Genomic DNA, 16,165 nt, shown 5'->3' with positions numbered 1-16,165 from the left:
CTGTCGCGTCGGCCCAGGTCCGCACCCTGGTTTCGTCCTCCGGCCCGGGTGCCTCCCGGTGCCGGGCGCCGAGACCTGAGGAGGGGGTTCGAGGCCGTAGCGGCTGGGCGGCCGTCTCACCGCGTATTACGGGGCTTCGTCGCAGGTCTTGCCGGGCCGCATACTCACCACGGCCGTCCATGGCGAGGAGACTTCGCCGTCCGTCTCGGAGCTGATCTCCACGTGATGCCGGTCAGCGACGATCAGTGACAGCGTGGGCACGTTCCCGCGACGATCACACCCCCGCCGTCCGGGGCGGGCTCCTGAGTGAACAGGGCGGTATCAACCACACCGAAATTCTCATCGGCGTACGGCATGCGGTAATCGTGTCGGTCGGCTCGCGTCATGGCATTTCTCCGCTTTCAGCGGGGCACTTCGGCTGGAGAGAGCTCGATCCGGTCCTGCCGGCGCGGGCACAGCCCACCAGCCGTTGCGCGGTGAGAGGGGCCCATTGAGGGGTTTCGAACCACTCGTAGTCCACGTCCTCGTGCGGGCCCCAGTCGACCAGCGCCGCGATCTCGTCCCACGTCGGGGTGAACTTCCTCAGCGCCTTGGGCAGGCCACAAGGGCGGCGCTCAGCCCGAGAGAGCGGTACGGGTGGTAGCGCGAACAGTGAGGAAGAGCCGAAGGGATCAGGGACGGCACCGGATCCGTGAGCGGGAAGGACGGGCCGTGTTCCCGTCGGGCGGGACGTGGGATGCGGAGTTCGTGGAAGGTGCCGTCGCAAAGCGTCGTGGAGAGCACGTCGACCCGTTGCCCCGCTCGGGTCCGCGATCAGTTGTGCTCCTCGTCGATGGTGACGGCGACCCCGTCCTCGACCTGGACGGCGACAGCGACGCTGCCCTTCTTGGCCGCGGCTTCGAGGTCTTCCTCGGTGCAGGGCGTGACGGTCTCCGCGTCACCGCAGATCCAGCCGGCGCCGTTGATGACGGTGTCGGTGGCAGTGAAGAACGCACGCTCGTCACCGTCGCGGCTGAGGGAGTACTTGCCCGGGGCCATGTACCCGAGCGTGCCGGAGAAGAGCCCCGACCTCTCGCCCTCGCCCATACCGTTGCCGCCGCCGGTACCGGTGCCGCTGTCGGTGTGGTCCTCGATGATGCTGACAGCCACTCCGTCCTTGACGTCGACCGTCGCTTCGAACCCCTTCTTGGCCGCGGCTTCGAGCTCCTCCTCGGTGCACGGCGTGGCGGCCTGGCCGTCCGCGTCACCGCAGATCTTGCCCGCGCCCTCGATGTCGGTGTCCTCGGAGGTGAAGAACGCCTGCTCCGCGTCGTTCGCGTCCGTGACGGTGTACTTGCCGGGGGCGAGGTAGGAGACCGTGCCGACCCACTTGCCCGACACCGTGCCGCTCTTCGAGCCCTTCTCGCCCGACTGGGACTCGCTGCCGGTACCGGTGCCGGTGCCACTCCCACCGTTGTCGGACTTCCCCTTGGCGGCCGAGTCCGAGACCGTGGCCCCGGCCGACTTGCCGCCGTCCTCCGTGTCCTCTCCCTGACAGGCGGTCAGCAGCATCGTCGTGGCCACCAGGGCCGCGGCGGCGAGGACGGACTTGCGGCGGTGCGTGCGAAGCATGGTGGGACTCCCCCTGCTGATGGTGATGCGGCCGGGCCGGACTGGTCATTCCGGCTGGTCTCTGCCTTGTCGATCACCATCCTGAACGGTGCGGCGACCCCCTGGAAAGCGCGGTTACGGTGTCATGACACTCCTGTCGTGTTCACGGGACGCCGCTACAACGTCCACGAGCCCATGCGGCACGGCCGCCTCTTCCTCGCCGGTCGGGCGGAAGTGGCGGAAGGCACGTGAGACCGTCGGCATGTCAGAGGGCTTCCGCTTCTACGATCTCCGCACTCCGACGACGAGCGGCAGGCGGAGGTCGCCGCCGGGCTGGATGCCACCGTGCGGAAGGCGCGGGCCGGCGACGGCGCTTGCACGACCGGGCGGCCGTCGGCCTGCGCGGATTCGTTGTGCTGACGCCGTTGCGTGGGCGAGGTCGTACCGCTGTGGACCGTGGTTGTCCGGTGGCACCGGCACGGATCGGGAACGGCCTCCGCTTGTGTCGCTCGGCGGCACCACTCCGTCTGTGGAACCGTGTGCCGGATGCCGTGTGCCGGATGCCGGATGCCGGATGCCGGTTCCGTGACGTGCTGCGGACGGCAGCGCCCGGTGGTGGCAGGGCTCGACAGACGTGAAGGACGACACGGTTACGGCGGTGTCCGCAGACCGGGAAACCGCGCTCCCGGCCCCGCGGCCCGTACAGGCGCATCCGGTACGACGGTCGGAATCGGCACGCCGGGACGTCAGGGGGAGCCCTCCGGGCCGGAAAACCTCCGTAGCAGCCCTCTCTCCATCGCCACCACCACAGCCCTCGTCCGGTCGTTCACGTCGAGCTTGGCGAACAGGCGGAGCAGGTGGGTCTTCACCGTCGCCTCGGCGATGACGAGTCGCCGCCCGATCTCCGCGTTGGTCAGGCCGTCCGCCACCGCGTTGAGAACGTCCGCCTCGCGGTCCGTGAGCGCGGCCTGGGCGGGCTGCCGCATCCGGGCGACAAGCCTCTCGGCGACCCGGGGCGCCAGCACCGTCTCACCGCGGGCCGCCGCATGGATCGCGTCGACCAGCTGCTCACGGGTGGTGTCCTTGAGGAGGTAGCCGATGGCCCCGGCCTCCACTCCGCGTTCGATCTCCGCGTCGGTGTCGTACGTCGTGAGGATCAGCACCCGGGTACGCGGGAAGCGCGCCACGATCTCGGTCGTCGTGGCCACTCCGTCGAGCACCGGCATCCGCAGGTCGACCAGGGCGACGTCGGGCTCGTACCGCTCGACGAGTTCGAGGGCCGCCCGTCCGTCGCCCGCCTCGCCGACGATCTCGATCGTGCTCTCGGAGACGAGGAGAGCCACCACTCCGGCCCGCATGACGGTGTGGTCGTCCACCACGACGATGCGGATCGCTCCGCCGCTCCCTCCTGCCACCCGCCGGCCGGTCACGCCTTCGCCCCGCTCTCCGCCGGCGCCTGGGAAGCCGTGGGAACCCACGCCAGTACCCGCGTTCCGTCCCCCACCGAACTCGTCACCGTCAGTCTCCCGCCCAGCTCCGCCAGCCGTTTGCGCATTCCGTCCAGACCGAAGCCCACCGACTCCTCGACCACGAATCCCGTCCCGTCGTCGGTGATCTCCAGTTCCACCCCGTACGCCTGCCGTGCCAGCACCACGCCGACCGTGGACGCGCGGGCGTGCTTGCGTACGTTGGCCAGGGACTCCTGGGTGCAGCGCAGCAGCGCGATCCGGGTCTGCTGGTCGCACACCAGGTCCTCCAGGTCGGCGTTCACGGTGAGCGCGGTGTCCTCGGCGAAGCGGTCCAGGGTCCGGCGCAGCGTCTGCGCCACCGAACCGGCGGCCATCTGGCCCGGCCGGTGCGCCGAGGCGACCAGTTCCCGTGCCTCGGTCAGGTTCTCCCGGGCCGTGGACTCGATCGACCGCAGCTGCTGGGCACTTCGCGCGGTGTCGGAGTCGAGTCCCGCCCGGGCCGCCTCCGCGAGCACGATGATCGAGGCGAACCCCTGCGCGAGCGTGTCATGGATCTCCCGTGCCATCCGCTCCCGCTCGTCCGCCGCGCCCTGGCGCTGGTGCGCCTCGGACAGCTGTGCCTGAGTCCGCTCCAACTCGTCGATGAGCCGCGCCCGTTCCGTGCTCTGTGCGACCACCGAGTGCGCCCACAGTCCGATGAGCACCCCCACGGCGACGACGATCAGCGTGGACACGAGCGTCTCGCTGAAGAACTCCACCGACCAGCCGTCCTGCCGCAGGACGCTCCCGGCCAGGGTGCCGGCCGTGGCGAGCCCCAGGAAGCCCATCGAGGCCCTCGGGGTCCGCCCGAACATCCAGTAGTGCGGCAGCGTCACCATGAACAGCGCCGCGTAGTTGCCGCGCAGGTATGCGAGCCCGCCCAGCGCCACGGCCAGCACCGAGAGGTAGACGTGCGGCCGTACGACGGGGTTGTCCGGGAAGCGGTCGAGGACCGCGTAACACAGCACTACACCACCGAGGAGCGCGAGCGCCGCGTACGTGCCCCCGCCGGGCCGGTCCATCGCCACGAGACCGACGGCCATCACGGCGAACAGCACCCAGCACACCGCGTTCCAGCGGCGCAGCGACATGGCCCAGAAGGTGTCGGCGGCGGGCCCGGCGAGAGCGGTCATACCGATCAACGTACGCCGGCCGCTGAACGTGGGATGGTCCCTTTCTCCGATGCGGTCGCCACCCGCCGCGGACGCGAGGGCCACCAGCTCGCCTCGCCCAGCAGCAGCATCGCCGACGGCAGCACCAGGATCCGGACCACGAAGGCGTCGAGCAGCACGGCCGCCGCCAGTACGAAGCCGATCTGCTTCATCTCGATGATGTGCAGGAAGACGAAGCTCGCGAAGACCGTCGTCATCACGACCGCGGCGCTGGTCACCACGCTCGCCGAGCTGCGGATCCCGTCGAGCACCGCCTGACGCGTGGGGACCCCGGCGGCCGCGGCCTCCCTGATCCGGCTCACCACGAACACCTGGTAGTCCATCGAGAGCCCGAAAAGGATCACGAAGAGGAAGAGCGGGACCCGCGACCCGATCGATCCCGTGGAGTGGAAGTCCAGCAGCCCTTCGGCCCACGTCCCCTGGAAGACCAGGACGAGCAGTCCCAGCGCCGCCGTCGCGGACAGCAGGTTCAGCACGACACCGATCAGGCCGAGCACCACCGAGCGGAAGGCGTACACCGTCATCGCGAAGGTCACCAGGAGCAGCGCGCCGAGGACCAGTGGGAGCTTGCCGTTCTGATGGGCGGGGTAGTCGGCGTAGCGGGCGACGTCGCCGCTCACACCGAACTCGGCGCCGTCGATCCCGCCCACGGCGGCGGGCAGGTAGTCGTCCCGCAGGCGGTCCAGGGAGTCGTACGCCTGGTCGGAGTTGCCGAGGTGCGGCACCTTCAGCTCCAGGACGTTGGTGCGGTGGTCGGCGGACGTCCGTATCCGCGAGGTGTCGGCGAACAGCGGGTCGGCGGCGGCTCGTCGGGCCACCGTGCGCAGGGCCGAGGTGACCTCCGCGGTCTGCGAGGCGTCGGCGCGTACGACGACCTGGTGGGTGACCCGCTGCTCCGGGAACGCCTCGTTGAGCCGGTCGTACACACGCATCGCGGGGATGTCGCGGGAGTGCGTGTCCCGGCTCATCTCCGTGATCTTCAGTCCGGCGAGCGGAGTGACGAGCGCCAGCAGGCCGAGGACCGAGACGCACAGGGTGACCAGGGGATGCCGGGTGGCGGGCCGCAGCAGTGCGGCCCACATCCGGCCGCCGGCTCCCTGCCCCTTCACCCGGCGGACGGGCTTCCCGCTCCGTGCTCGCCGCAGTTCCTTGCGTTCCGCCCGCTTCCCGAGCTTGACGAGGAGTGCGGGCAAGGCCGTCAGCGAACTGGCCACCGAGACCAGTACGACGACGATGGTGCCGGTCGCGAGCGAGGAGAAGATCACGTCGGAGGCCAGATACAGCGTCGCGGTGGATACGACGACCGCGAGCCCGGAGACCACGACCGCCCGGCCCGAGGTGGCGGCCGCCAGTTCCACCAGTGCCTCCGAGCCGAGCCGGCCGCCGGAGCGGGCCCGCTCCTCGCGCTCGCGCTTGAGGTAGAAGAGCGTGTAGTCGACGCCGACCGCGAGGCCGATCATCAGGATGACGTTCGTGCCGACCCCGGCGTCGGGGGAGAGGTGTGAGACGACCATGGAGAGCCCGATCGCCCCGGCGATCGACGACAGCGCCAGCAGCAGCGGCACCCCGGCCATGGTGACCGACCCGAACACGACCAGCAGCGTGATCAGCGTGACCGGAAGGGTGATCGCCTCGGAGAGCGCCAGGTCGTCGCTGCGCTGCCGGTCGACTCCCTTGCTGATGGAAGGACTTCCGGTCTCCTGGAGGAGCAGGCCGGGATGGCTCCGCTGCACCGCCGCGGTCTGCTCCACGAGCGCGTCGACCTTGTCCTTCGCGTCCCGCTCCTCGCCCTTCAGCGTCACCTCGACCATGAGGATCGCGCGGTCGTCGGAGAGCATCGGGTCGGCCACGCCCGCGACATCGGGCAGCCGCTCCATCCGCGCGGTGAGATCCCTCGCGGCGGCTTGTGCCGTGGCCCGGTCGAGAGCGCCCGACCTGGCGGAGATCAGCACCTGCTCGGTGGATCCGCGTTCCAGGTGTCCTTCGGCGGCCAGGGCCTCGGCGCGGCCGGCCTCACCGACCCGGTAGTCCGCGGTCCTCGCGCTGTTCGTACCGACAGCGCTGCCGACCCCCAGGCACAGCGCCACGAACACCAGCCAGCCGACGATCGCCCGCCAGGGGTGCCGCGCGCTCCAGCGAGCCATGCTCACAGAGAATGATTTCATGCCCGAAAGCCTTGTTTAACAGGTCACTTGCCGGACAGAGGTACTCGGTTGAACCTGCTGTCCACCACTCGGTGGACAGCAGTGCTGGGGGAAACCCCATGCGTACCGGGTTTCCGGTTCCCGGGAGTCGTCCCGACACCCCAGTTCAAGGGGTGCGGCGGAGTTCGAGATCCGCAGGTGCGGACGGTGGCCCGAGGCCGTGGGCGACTGGTCCGTGAGCGGAAGGAGCCCCGCACGGTCTCCGAGGGTTACGGGGTGAGGGCCCTGGGGATCCCGGAGATTTCCGGTCCTGGACAGCGAAGAACCCCCGGGTCGCTGACCTGGGGGTCTCGCTCGGAGCGGGTGACGCGAATCGAACTCGCGCTCTCAGCTTGGGAAGCCTGGGTTCTACGAGCTCGATGGTCTTGCTGACCTGCTGTCGATCCGTGTCATGACCTGGGGGCGTCTCTGGGTGGGTGCCCACTGTTCCCCGTGGCTCCCCGCAGTATCTGGCACGGTTCCGGCACGGGGCGCGTTCAGGCGGGTCAGTCAGTCGCGCAGCGACCCTGGCACGCCGGTGACGGATCCGAGATCGGAGGAGGCGGTCAATGAGCGAGCCGCGGTCCTGAGACCGCTCTCCCATTCCGGGAGTTCGTCCGCGCCCATCCATTCGCTGTACTCCGCTGCGATGGAGAGGAACCGCGTCTCCTCCGGGGTGCGGGCCGCGACCGTCATCGACAGCCGGTCGACCACGTCCTCGGGGCTCAGCTCGGCTTTCGCGAGACCGACCGCGAGGCTCACGAGGAGCCGGCGGCCGGCTGTCTCCTCGTCGGGAAGGGGTATGCCGAGTTCGTGCAGGGCCTGGACGTACAGTTCACGGATCTCGGTCTCATCGCTCCTGCGTGGCAGGCCGGCCAGTTCGCGCAGGGCGGGGGAATCACGCCCGTCGACGAGTGCATGAGCAGCAAGCATCGGGAGCTCCTCGGGTGGGAGTACCTCCGCCACATACCGCCAAGCGCTGTGCTCCAACCGGTCCATGCACTCATCGTGAGAGCAACGAGACGTCCTGGCCACCTGATTGCCGATTTGGCCTCGGTTTCTGCAGGCAGCGGCCTCTTCGTCCCGAGGCGACTTGGGTGGGGGTGCTGCATTGGGCTGATCTGGCTCTCACCTGGTGCAACGGCCCACAGGCGTCCACGGTTGTCCACCGCTGTTCGTCTGCGTTGTCACGCAGTTACTGACCTTCAAAGCGTGGTGTCGTCATAGTGAGCTGCCCCGAGTTTCGTGGAGTCCGCGGAGTGTCCGCCACATCCTCGATGACCAACGCCGACAACCCCGAAAGCACCTTTCCCACAAGCGTGTTCGCATCATGCACGCTCAATGATCACGGGCGAGCACTCACCGTCACAGTCCCGCACCGCCTCACTGTGTGGGGCCGGTCAGGCGGCCGGCGCGGTGCCGGGCTGGTCATGCACGTTTGCTGCCGCGTTGATCTGATCTGTGCCCGCCTGGGTGAGGAAGACCCACGTCCCGTAGACGCCCCACATGAGGCCGAGCAGCGAACTCGCGGCGTAGAAGCCCATTCCGTCGGTGGAGCCGACGGTGGCGAACAGTCCGGCGGCGGCGATACCTGCCGCGAACACGACGAGCGCGACGACGAGGATGGGCCGCGCATGCCGGGACGTGCCACGGCGGGCTGCGTGGTCGAGCACCGAGAGCAGACTTGCGCTTGCTGCTGCGGCGACCAACAGTTCGACCCCGAGCGCCCAGGTCGGTTGCGGCAGGGTGACCAGCGATGCGGTGACTGTGGTTGTCAGGAACAGGGAGACGGTTTGCGCGGCGCGGTTGCGGTATTCCTGGGAGGTGGCGACGACGTCGAAGCGGAAGGCGACAACGATGAAGGTGAGGCCGGTGAGGCCGGCGGCGCTTCCGCCGACGGTCGCAGCGAACGTGGTCCACATGGCGGTTGCTCCTGTGCGATCCGTGCTGGGGTGGAAGGTCTCGGTGCGATGAAATGCGGTGGGCGGCGGCCGTCGCGCCGCCGCCCGCCTCGCGGAACTACCTCGTTTCGACCTTGGCCATCGGGTCTTCACCGTTCTCCAGGGCGTTCACCGCGTTCTTCCAGGACGGGTCGGCCGAGTAGAGCTGGCTGCGCAAGTAGGCCCACACGAGAGCCCGCAGAGTCGCCACGCGCTCGGGATTTTCGTCGCCCGTCTCCGCCGCGTCGTATCCGGATATGCCACCGAAGATGTGACCAGCGCCGTACATGGTCACCATGGTCTTGTTGCCGCCGGGGCTGGCCGAGTAAGCGTCAGCACGGTAGCTGAGCCGATTGGAGAAGTTGGGGTTGAGGTCCTGATCGCCCACGATGATCAGGGCGGTGCCTGTCATCTGCTCGAAGTCGGTGTAATACAGCACCGGGTAGTTCGTCTTGGCCCACTCGGCGAAGTGCTCGTCGTTGCCGATGCCCGGAGCTCCGATGAGCACTCCCGCCTTGACACGAGAGTCGGAGAGGTCCTTCGGCCGGTCGTCGTCCGGGTCCAGCATCTGGGCTCCGAGGAGGAGGGAGACGGTGTTGCCGCCCAGGGAGTGTCCTACGGCGCCCACACGGTCCCTGTCGATCCGCCGTTCGGCAAGACCCGGGACAGCGGCCTCGATGTCGTCGAGGCGGTCGAGGATGGTGTGCATGTCGGTGACGCGGTCACGCCAGAACAGGGGCGCGTCCTTGAGGTCGGTGTCGCGCAGACCGAGGGCCGTCGAGTCCAGGTGGGTCGGCTGGATGACCGCGAACCCGTGGGCGGCGAAGAAGTTCGCCAGCGGCCCGTAGCCGTTGTAGGAGGACAGGAAGTTCGCCAGCCCGTGCCCGTGGGACAGGAGGATGAGCGGCAGGTCGGTGCCGTCCGCGGGGATCGACACCTTGACCTGCAGCGGCACGGGCCGGCCGGGGACGTCGAGGGTGACCGGGTGGTAGGTGAGGACGGGTTGCGACGCGTTGACCGGGATGTTGGCGGCGTCGCTGTACGGCTTGCTCATCGGAGCCCTTTCAAGGTCGGTGTCGACATAGCGCTTGTCGTAACTGGCGGTAGGCATGGAATCGGCGGTCGTGGCCGCGAGCCTGAGGGGTCAGGGACGGCCGCCCGGCACCCGGGTCGGTGTGGACGGTGATCTCCGCAGTGGTGCACAGATGTCGGCAGGTGTTCGTCCCGCGGTCTGACGGCGGGGGGAGGGCGGCTGACTCAGCCTTCGACTGTCGTGCCTACCTGGCCCGACGGATGCGCTTGTCTTGCCGGTAACTGTAAGATCAATCGAACAAGCCGAACTAGGGCGAAAATGACATGGCTGAGTCCGTGATCGATGGGCGTCGCAGAAGAGCACGGTTCGGAGTCGAGAGCCTGGCTGTGCGCGTTGCCGATGGTGACTTCCCGACCGTTGTGAACAGCGGGTACACCGTCAAGATCACGCATGGCGGCTCTGCGCCCCCTTTTCAGTACCTCGGGCGAACCCAGGGTCCCCCTGTTCCTGGCGCGGTGACGGTGATCGAGCCCCATGAGGTCGTGAGCTGCCTCGCTCAGGACAAAGCCGCCGCTGACGGCCAGGCCATTGTGCAACTGATGTTCATTGACGCCGATCTCATGCCAGTCGGCACAGGCAGGCCGCGCTTTCATGAGGTGACCTATTCAGACCGCAGCCTCTTCGACGGCGTTGCTGCGCTGCACAGGGATTTGGCGGACGGCGAGGACGAGTTGGATCTCGAGTCGTCGCTGATCCGCTTGTTGAACGTCCTGCTCGCCAGGCATGCGGACGCTCCCGGCGCAGCGAGTCCGACACTTCGTCCTCGAGCGCTTCGTCAAGTACGGGAGATGCTCCACAGCCAACTGAACTCCAACATCAAGCTCGACGACCTCGCGGCAGTCGCCGGTTGCAGCAAACGCCATTTGATCAGGAGTTTCCGGCAGGCTTACGGGGTTCCACCGCACCATTACCGGACCCTGTTGCGCTTGGCCGGCGCCAAGTCCATGCTGGTGGCGGGACGATCCGTGGCAGAGACCGCCGCCGAGCTTGGTTACTGTGACCAGAGCCAGCTCAACCGGCACTTTCGACGGGAGTTCGGCATGAGCGCAGGTGGCTATGCCAGGACCGTGCGGTAGACCTGCGATGTCTTGACTCAACTGCCACCTTGCCGGCCCTCATGGGAAAGCGCTGACCTCCGGTGGGTTGCGGGTGCGGTCAGCTCAGGAGAAGCAAGCGGCGATGGACCGGCTGACCGCCGAAGTGCGCGCTCACAAGCTCGCGGAGGTCAGGCGTGAACAGGCGCTGACTCAGCGCCAAGTGGCCGAGTCGATGGGGGTCTCAGCACCTCGGGTCTCCGCGATCGAGCACGGTGAGCTGGATCGCGCGGAGGTTGCGACCCTCCGGGCCTACGTGGCAGCGCTCGGCGGTCGGCTGCGAGTGGTCGCAGACTTCGGGGACGCGGAGTACACCGTCGCCTGAGGTGCGTGCCAAAACTCTCATCAACCATCAAGGCCCAGGTGTCTGACCTGGGCCTTGATCATGGAGCGGGTGACGAGAATCGAACTCGCGCTCTCAGCTTGGGAAGCGACGGCGTTTGCGTGGCCGTATAGCTGCTGACTTGCGCAGATTCGTATTGCGGCCGCAGGCGTGAGTGCTTGGTGGCACCGCTGTCGACCGTGGTTGTCCACTCTTACGGGCACGCTGTGGGCACGGGCGCGACCAGCAGTCGGGCCGCACAGCGCGCGACGCCTGCACCGGACGGACCGCATCGTCTCTGGGGGCTGACCCGGAGGGTCCGTCACGACCGCACGCACCGGGAGCCGACATGTGGACCGGTCAATGTTGGTGACGTATTCTTCTATGTACATCATCAACATCGCCTGGGAGGTTCGGTATGTCCGTGACCCAGATCGACATCGACGACGACGCCCTGGAGCGCGCCATGGCTCTGGCCCGCGTCCGGACCAAGAAGGAGGCGGTCAATCTCGCTCTGAACTTCTACGCCGAGCAACAGGAGCGTGCGGCGCGCATCAGCCGTCACTTCGAGCGTGCCCGTGAGTGGGGTGCCGTCGAGGACGCCGAGCATCTGCACAGGGCGGAGAAGCGCAGCCGGTGATCTACCTGCTCGACACGTCCGGCCTGGTCCGGCTGCTCCGGGATCCGAAACTGCAATCGGCCTGGTACGACGCGATCGACGCCGGGGCCATCGCATCCTGCTACGTGCAACGCACCGAGTTTCTCCACAGCGCCCGGAGCGGACGGGAGTACGACGAGATCGCGGAAATGTTCACGGATCTCTACCCCGACGTGTCGGTGCCGAAGAACGCGGGGCGTTGGATCGGTGCGGTGCAACACCGCATGGCCCGGGCAGGGGAGCATCGCAGCGCCTCGGCGGTGGACCTCCTCATCGCCGCCACCGCGGCCCACCATGGCCTGGCTGTCCTCCACGACGATGCCGACTACCGGGCGATTGCCCGGCACGCATCCGACCTGACTGAGCACAACGTCCACGACATCGCTTGAAGGCGCCTTGCCGCCCGACAGGTACAGCGTGTGGCGGGCCGGGATCGCTTCGCCTTCTCCTGCGCGGTGACGATCTCCGCACGAAGACGGTCAGGACGCCCGGTCTTCGTCCGCCTGTTCCCGAGCAGCTTGTCCGTTGAAGTCGTACGTGTCTGCCCGGACGGCCGGCTTGCGGTCACTCCGGTACCTGCACGACGGTCAAGACGATCACCACTGACAGCTCCGGTGCATGGAAGACCACGGCGAAGGCGTCGACGGACGGTTACCGGCGCTACACCTTCGCCGGCACGTCCACCACCGCACCCGCCACCGTCTCGGGCGATTACGTCGACGTCCGCTGATCCCGCGGAACCCGGCGACAGTCCTCACGCGAGTGGCGGCGCCCACCGACAGGAACCGATCACTTCTCGTCGACACAACGGCGAGCGCGCTCCCGATGGGACCGAGTCCGATGCGGGCGTCCGGGCTGTCGTTCTCCCGTCCTTGCTCCACAAGGAGGGTGGGACAGCACCTCGTGCGATGGGTCGAGAAGACCGCGCTGATCTTGGGTGTGACCACCGCATGAGGAGTTCGATCAACGAGGCCTCGCCGTATGCCGCGGCAGGGGGCGCGAGGGCAGGCCGAGCCGCAGGAGACCGTGGGGTCCGCCGTCGTCGACGTCAGGCTTGCCGGGGCACGATGCTCACCGCACGGTAGTCGTACCCGTCCTGCTTGAAGCCGGGAGCCTCCCACGTGAGGTCCACCTGTTGCCCGGGTGACAGCGTGCGGAAGCCGGCTGCCTGGATGTCGGAGTAGTGGCCGAAACAGCCGCCAGGAGTCTCGGGGCAGTCGAGCACGCCCCACCCCTCCTCATCGTCCCACTCGCGGACAGACGCGGTCACCATGAGCTGAACCCTACAAGCGCTGCCTGCGCCGGCACACGCCTGGATCTTGGTTCGGGAAGCTGCGATCATTTGGAGCCGGTCCGGGTGCCGACCCGGGCCGATGGCTGAGCGGACACCAACGTCTTGTCGTGCGGCCCTGCCGCACCGTCCGTCGTACGAGTCTCCCGTTTTCCTTGCTTTCCTGGCTTTCGTCTCCCGTGGAGGAACCGAGTGGGCAGATATGCCCTCACACGTGGTGGTGTCGCCGCCGCCACCTCGCTCGCCCTGGCCCTGGGCCTCGGACCGCTGACCCCCGACGCGCACGCGGACGGGGCCGCCGAGGTGGTCATCCCGGCGGCGACGTCGCTGCGGCCCCAGACCGCCCTGTTCAGCGCGGGACCGTCGGGGTTCCTGCGCCATGAACCCGGGCGCGGCCACATATGGACCACCTACACCGGTGAGGACACGGTGGTGGACTCCTCGGCCGCCGAGGTCTGGGGCATGCCGGAGTTCGGCGCCGGTTCCGACGTCGTCGCCCGCCAGGACGACGCACGGACCGTGACGCTGCGGGACATGGCGGCCGGGGGGACGGCCACGACGATCCGGCTCCCGGACCGGCACACCTACCAGGGGACGCTTGGGCGGACCGTCGTGACGACCGCCTGGTCGGGTACGGGCGACGACCTGACGTGGCACCTGTTCGACCTCCAGGACGACGGCACGGTGCGCGACCGCACGGTGGCGGGCGTCCCGACGGGCGTCACTTCGGTGATCAGCGGCGACTCGCCCGTGGCGGACGCCCACGGCATGGTGGTCCTGTACAGGGCCGGCGGGACGCTCCGGCGCGGCTGGCTCGACGCCGACGAGGGCCGGCTGGTCGAGCTGTCCCACGACCCGAGCGGCAACGGCAGCGGGAACGTGATCCTCACCGCCACCCATCTGCTGTCGTGGAACGGTACCGCCGTCTCCGTCTACTCCCGCGACGACCTGAACACCGCCGTCCGTACCGTGCCCCTGGCGAACGACGGGCCGACGCACCTGCTGGGCATGGTCGGCGACACGCTTCTGGTCTCCCGCTACGACTCCTCGCTGGGCGCCATGGACGGTGCCCTGCCCGTCTGGCGCGTCGAGGCGCTCGCCACCGACGGGTCGACGACGGGGACCGTACTGGCCCGGTCGCGCAGCCTCTCCCTCGCCGTCCCCACCCCCGACGGCGGCCTCCTGGTGCCCGGCAGCGGTCCCGACACCGCCGACTGGGGAGTGCATCTCGTCCGTGCGGGCGCCGACGGCACTCCCGTGGTCAAGAAGGTCGCCGCCGCCGAACTGAAGCCCGTGGTCGACCCCGTGCGGGAACTCACCCTGGCGGGTGGCCGGCTGACCGTGACGGAACACGACTGGGACCGGGGCCGTACGTACATGTACGGCCGGACGATCGACGCGACCGGTGACACCCTCACCGCCGGTTCACGCACGGCCCAGGGCGTCACCGACGGCAACCCCTACCTCGTGGGCACCGGGGACGGCCGCACGGTGGTCTGGAGCACGGGGCTGTCGGGCGGCGACCGCGTGCCCCGGTTCGTGGGACCGACGGGCTCGCTGCCCGGCACACCCGTCGACGCCGAGCACGACTACGTCCGCGTGTGGGACGCCAGGGGCCGGCACGTCGCGATGGCCACCGAGTACACCGACGAGACCGCGTCGCAGACGCGGGTGATCGACCTCGACACGGGTGACACGGTGCTGACCTCGCCGGAGAACGGTACGGCGATGTGGGGCACCACCCTGTGGGTGCGGGACGGCAACGACGGCGTGGCGCCGGTCGACGTCCGCACGGGCAGGCGCGGCGAATCGGTGTGGTTCGGGCGAGGGTGTCTGCTGGAGGACCTCCAGGCGGCCGGGCGCTGGCTGCTGTGGTCGTGTGTGGGATCGGCGGAGAGCCAGGGCGTCTACGACACCGTCGCGAAGACCAGGCTGACCCTCACCCAGGGAGCCTGGGAGACCGCGAAGCTCGGTGACGGGTTCGTCGTCACCGGCGTCGACGGACGGTTCGAGGTCACCGACGTCCGCAGTGGCACACCCGTCACGCACTCGGCGGGGACCTTCCAGTCCGGGCAGCCGTGGGACGTCGACCCGTACACCGGTCTGATCGCGTACGTGGACGCCAAGGGCGACACCCACGTGGTGTCCAGCGGTGTCCCCGCCCCGGCGCTCACCCAGCTCGACTCGGCCGTCGCCGGCTCGGCCGATGTGAAGGGCGGCGCCGCGAGCTGGAGCCCCAAGTGGTGGCTGTCGAAGCCGGCTGCCTCCTGGCACCTCGTCCTCAGGAACAAGGCCACCGGTGCGACCGTGCGCACCCTCACCGGCGGTACCGCACGGGGCGTGATCCCGGCGTCGTGGAACGGCAAGGACGGTGCGGGCAAGCTGGTCGCCAACGGCGCGTACACCTGGACGCTGACCGCAGCCCCGGCCGACGGACAGGGCGCGGCCCTGACGAGGACCGGCACGGTGAAGGTCACCGGCGCGACCCCGGTCCGGCGGGACTTCGCCACCTCGGACGGCTTCGGCGAGCTGCTCACCCTCAACGGCTCGGGCGGACTGACGTACCAGTACGGCACCGGCACCGGGACCTTCACCAGCAAGAAGACGGGCTCCGGATGGCCGACGAGCGCGAAGTTCGTGCCGTACGGCGACCTGAACGGCGACCGGTGCAACGACGTGCTCGTCCGCCACAGCAGCGGCACGCTGCGCGCCTACCGGCCCGCGTGCGGGGCGGCGGTGACCCCGTCGACCGCGTACACCTCGCTGGGCACGGGCTGGAACCAGTACGACGTGCTGACCTCGCCGGGGGACATCAGCGGTGACGGCCGAGCGGACTTGATCGCCCGTCAGTCCTCGACCGGGGACGTCTACCTCTACAAGGCGACGAGCACGGGGAAGCTCTCGGCGCGGGTGAAGATCGCGTCCAAGTGGACGGGCTACAAGAAGATCCTTGGCGCCGGTGACCTGAACGGCGACGGCCGCGGCGATCTGTTGGCGCAGGACAAGTCGAACGAACTGTGGCGGTACGACGGCACCGGGACGGGCGCGTTCAAGAGCCGGGTCAAGCTGTTCAACGACTGGGGCTCGTCGTACAACGTGCTGGTGGGCGTGGGCGACATCACCGGCGACGGCAAGGCCGACCTCGTGGCCCGCGACACCGCCGGCAACCTGTGGCGCTCCAACGGCACCGGCAAGGGCTCCTTCGGCAGCCGTACGAAGATCGCCACGGGCTGGCAGGGCTACAAGGGCGTGTTCTGAGCCGTAGTTCGTCTCCTCGGACACCGAGCCCCGGGGCGCGGTGTCCGAGGAGACGA

At 68.8% G+C, this 16,165-nt stretch carries 13 protein-coding genes; 5 read left to right on the top strand and 8 right to left on the bottom strand.

Annotation, left to right across the window (positions count from 1 at the left end; all coding sequences use genetic code 11):
- Positions 1-813: 813 nt before the first annotated feature.
- The 7 genes from ACFXAE_RS01155 to ACFXAE_RS01125 all read right to left on the bottom strand — a co-directional run bounded on the left by ACFXAE_RS01155 (position 814) and on the right by ACFXAE_RS01125 (position 9,447).
- Complete coding sequence (locus tag ACFXAE_RS01155; RefSeq protein WP_384706345.1) at positions 814-1,611, bottom strand: hypothetical protein; 798 nt, start codon at positions 1,609-1,611, stop codon at positions 814-816.
- 725 nt (positions 1,612-2,336) lie between these two features.
- Entirely contained in the window at positions 2,337-2,948 is a 612-nt protein-coding gene (locus ACFXAE_RS01150) for a response regulator (protein ID WP_384706456.1), read from the bottom strand.
- Between the two features lie 68 nt (positions 2,949-3,016).
- Positions 3,017-4,231, bottom strand: a complete 1,215-nt coding sequence (locus tag ACFXAE_RS01145) for a sensor histidine kinase (protein ID WP_384706343.1) — start codon at positions 4,229-4,231, stop codon at positions 3,017-3,019.
- A 5-nt stretch (positions 4,232-4,236) separates the two neighbouring features.
- On the bottom strand, positions 4,237-6,435 hold the full coding sequence (locus ACFXAE_RS01140; RefSeq protein ID WP_384706341.1) for an MMPL family transporter: 2,199 nt from the start codon (positions 6,433-6,435) through the stop codon (positions 4,237-4,239).
- Between the two features lie 528 nt (positions 6,436-6,963).
- Positions 6,964-7,452, bottom strand: coding sequence for a hypothetical protein (locus tag ACFXAE_RS01135; RefSeq protein WP_384706339.1), 489 nt, complete (start codon positions 7,450-7,452; stop codon positions 6,964-6,966).
- 401 nt (positions 7,453-7,853) lie between these two features.
- A complete protein-coding gene (locus ACFXAE_RS01130) occupies positions 7,854-8,375 on the bottom strand; it encodes a hypothetical protein (RefSeq protein ID WP_384706337.1) in 522 nt (173 codons plus the stop codon).
- Positions 8,376-8,472: 97 nt separating this feature from the next.
- Positions 8,473-9,447 carry an alpha/beta hydrolase family protein gene (locus ACFXAE_RS01125; RefSeq protein WP_384706454.1) on the bottom strand — a complete coding sequence of 325 codons (975 nt, stop codon included), beginning with the start codon at positions 9,445-9,447 and terminating at the stop codon, positions 8,473-8,475.
- A 302-nt stretch (positions 9,448-9,749) separates the two neighbouring features.
- On the opposite strand from ACFXAE_RS01125, the gene ACFXAE_RS01120 reads away from it, so the two are divergent.
- The 4 genes from ACFXAE_RS01120 (at position 9,750) to ACFXAE_RS01105 (ending at position 11,949) form a co-directional block, all read left to right on the top strand.
- A complete protein-coding gene (locus tag ACFXAE_RS01120) occupies positions 9,750-10,562 on the top strand; it encodes a helix-turn-helix domain-containing protein (protein WP_384706336.1) in 813 nt (270 codons plus the stop codon).
- A gap of 52 nt (positions 10,563-10,614) precedes the next feature.
- Positions 10,615-10,905: an XRE family transcriptional regulator gene (locus tag ACFXAE_RS01115; RefSeq protein WP_384706452.1), complete on the top strand. Its 291-nt coding sequence runs from the start codon at positions 10,615-10,617 to the stop codon at positions 10,903-10,905.
- 415 nt (positions 10,906-11,320) lie between these two features.
- On the top strand, positions 11,321-11,542 hold the full coding sequence (locus ACFXAE_RS01110; protein WP_384706334.1) for a type II toxin-antitoxin system VapB family antitoxin: 222 nt from the start codon (positions 11,321-11,323) through the stop codon (positions 11,540-11,542).
- Positions 11,539-11,949 carry a PIN domain-containing protein gene (locus tag ACFXAE_RS01105; protein ID WP_384706332.1) on the top strand — a complete coding sequence of 137 codons (411 nt, stop codon included), beginning with the start codon at positions 11,539-11,541 and terminating at the stop codon, positions 11,947-11,949. Before ACFXAE_RS01110 ends, ACFXAE_RS01105 begins: the two co-directional genes overlap by 4 nt.
- A gap of 659 nt (positions 11,950-12,608) precedes the next feature.
- Here the strand turns inward: ACFXAE_RS01105 and ACFXAE_RS01100 are convergent.
- A complete protein-coding gene (locus ACFXAE_RS01100; protein ID WP_384706330.1) occupies positions 12,609-12,833 on the bottom strand; it encodes a cold-shock protein in 225 nt (74 codons plus the stop codon).
- Positions 12,834-13,043: 210 nt separating this feature from the next.
- On the opposite strand from ACFXAE_RS01100, the gene ACFXAE_RS01095 reads away from it, so the two are divergent.
- Positions 13,044-16,109: an FG-GAP-like repeat-containing protein gene (locus ACFXAE_RS01095; protein ID WP_384706328.1), complete on the top strand. Its 3,066-nt coding sequence runs from the start codon at positions 13,044-13,046 to the stop codon at positions 16,107-16,109.
- Positions 16,110-16,165: the final 56 nt, after the last annotated feature.

Origin of the sequence: Streptomyces sp. NPDC059454, from assembly GCF_042749965.1 — a bacterium.
Lineage (GTDB): Bacteria > Actinomycetota > Actinomycetes > Streptomycetales > Streptomycetaceae > Streptomyces.
Note: the sequence above shows the minus strand (reverse complement) of the source record. Positions and strands in the feature narration are given on the sequence as shown.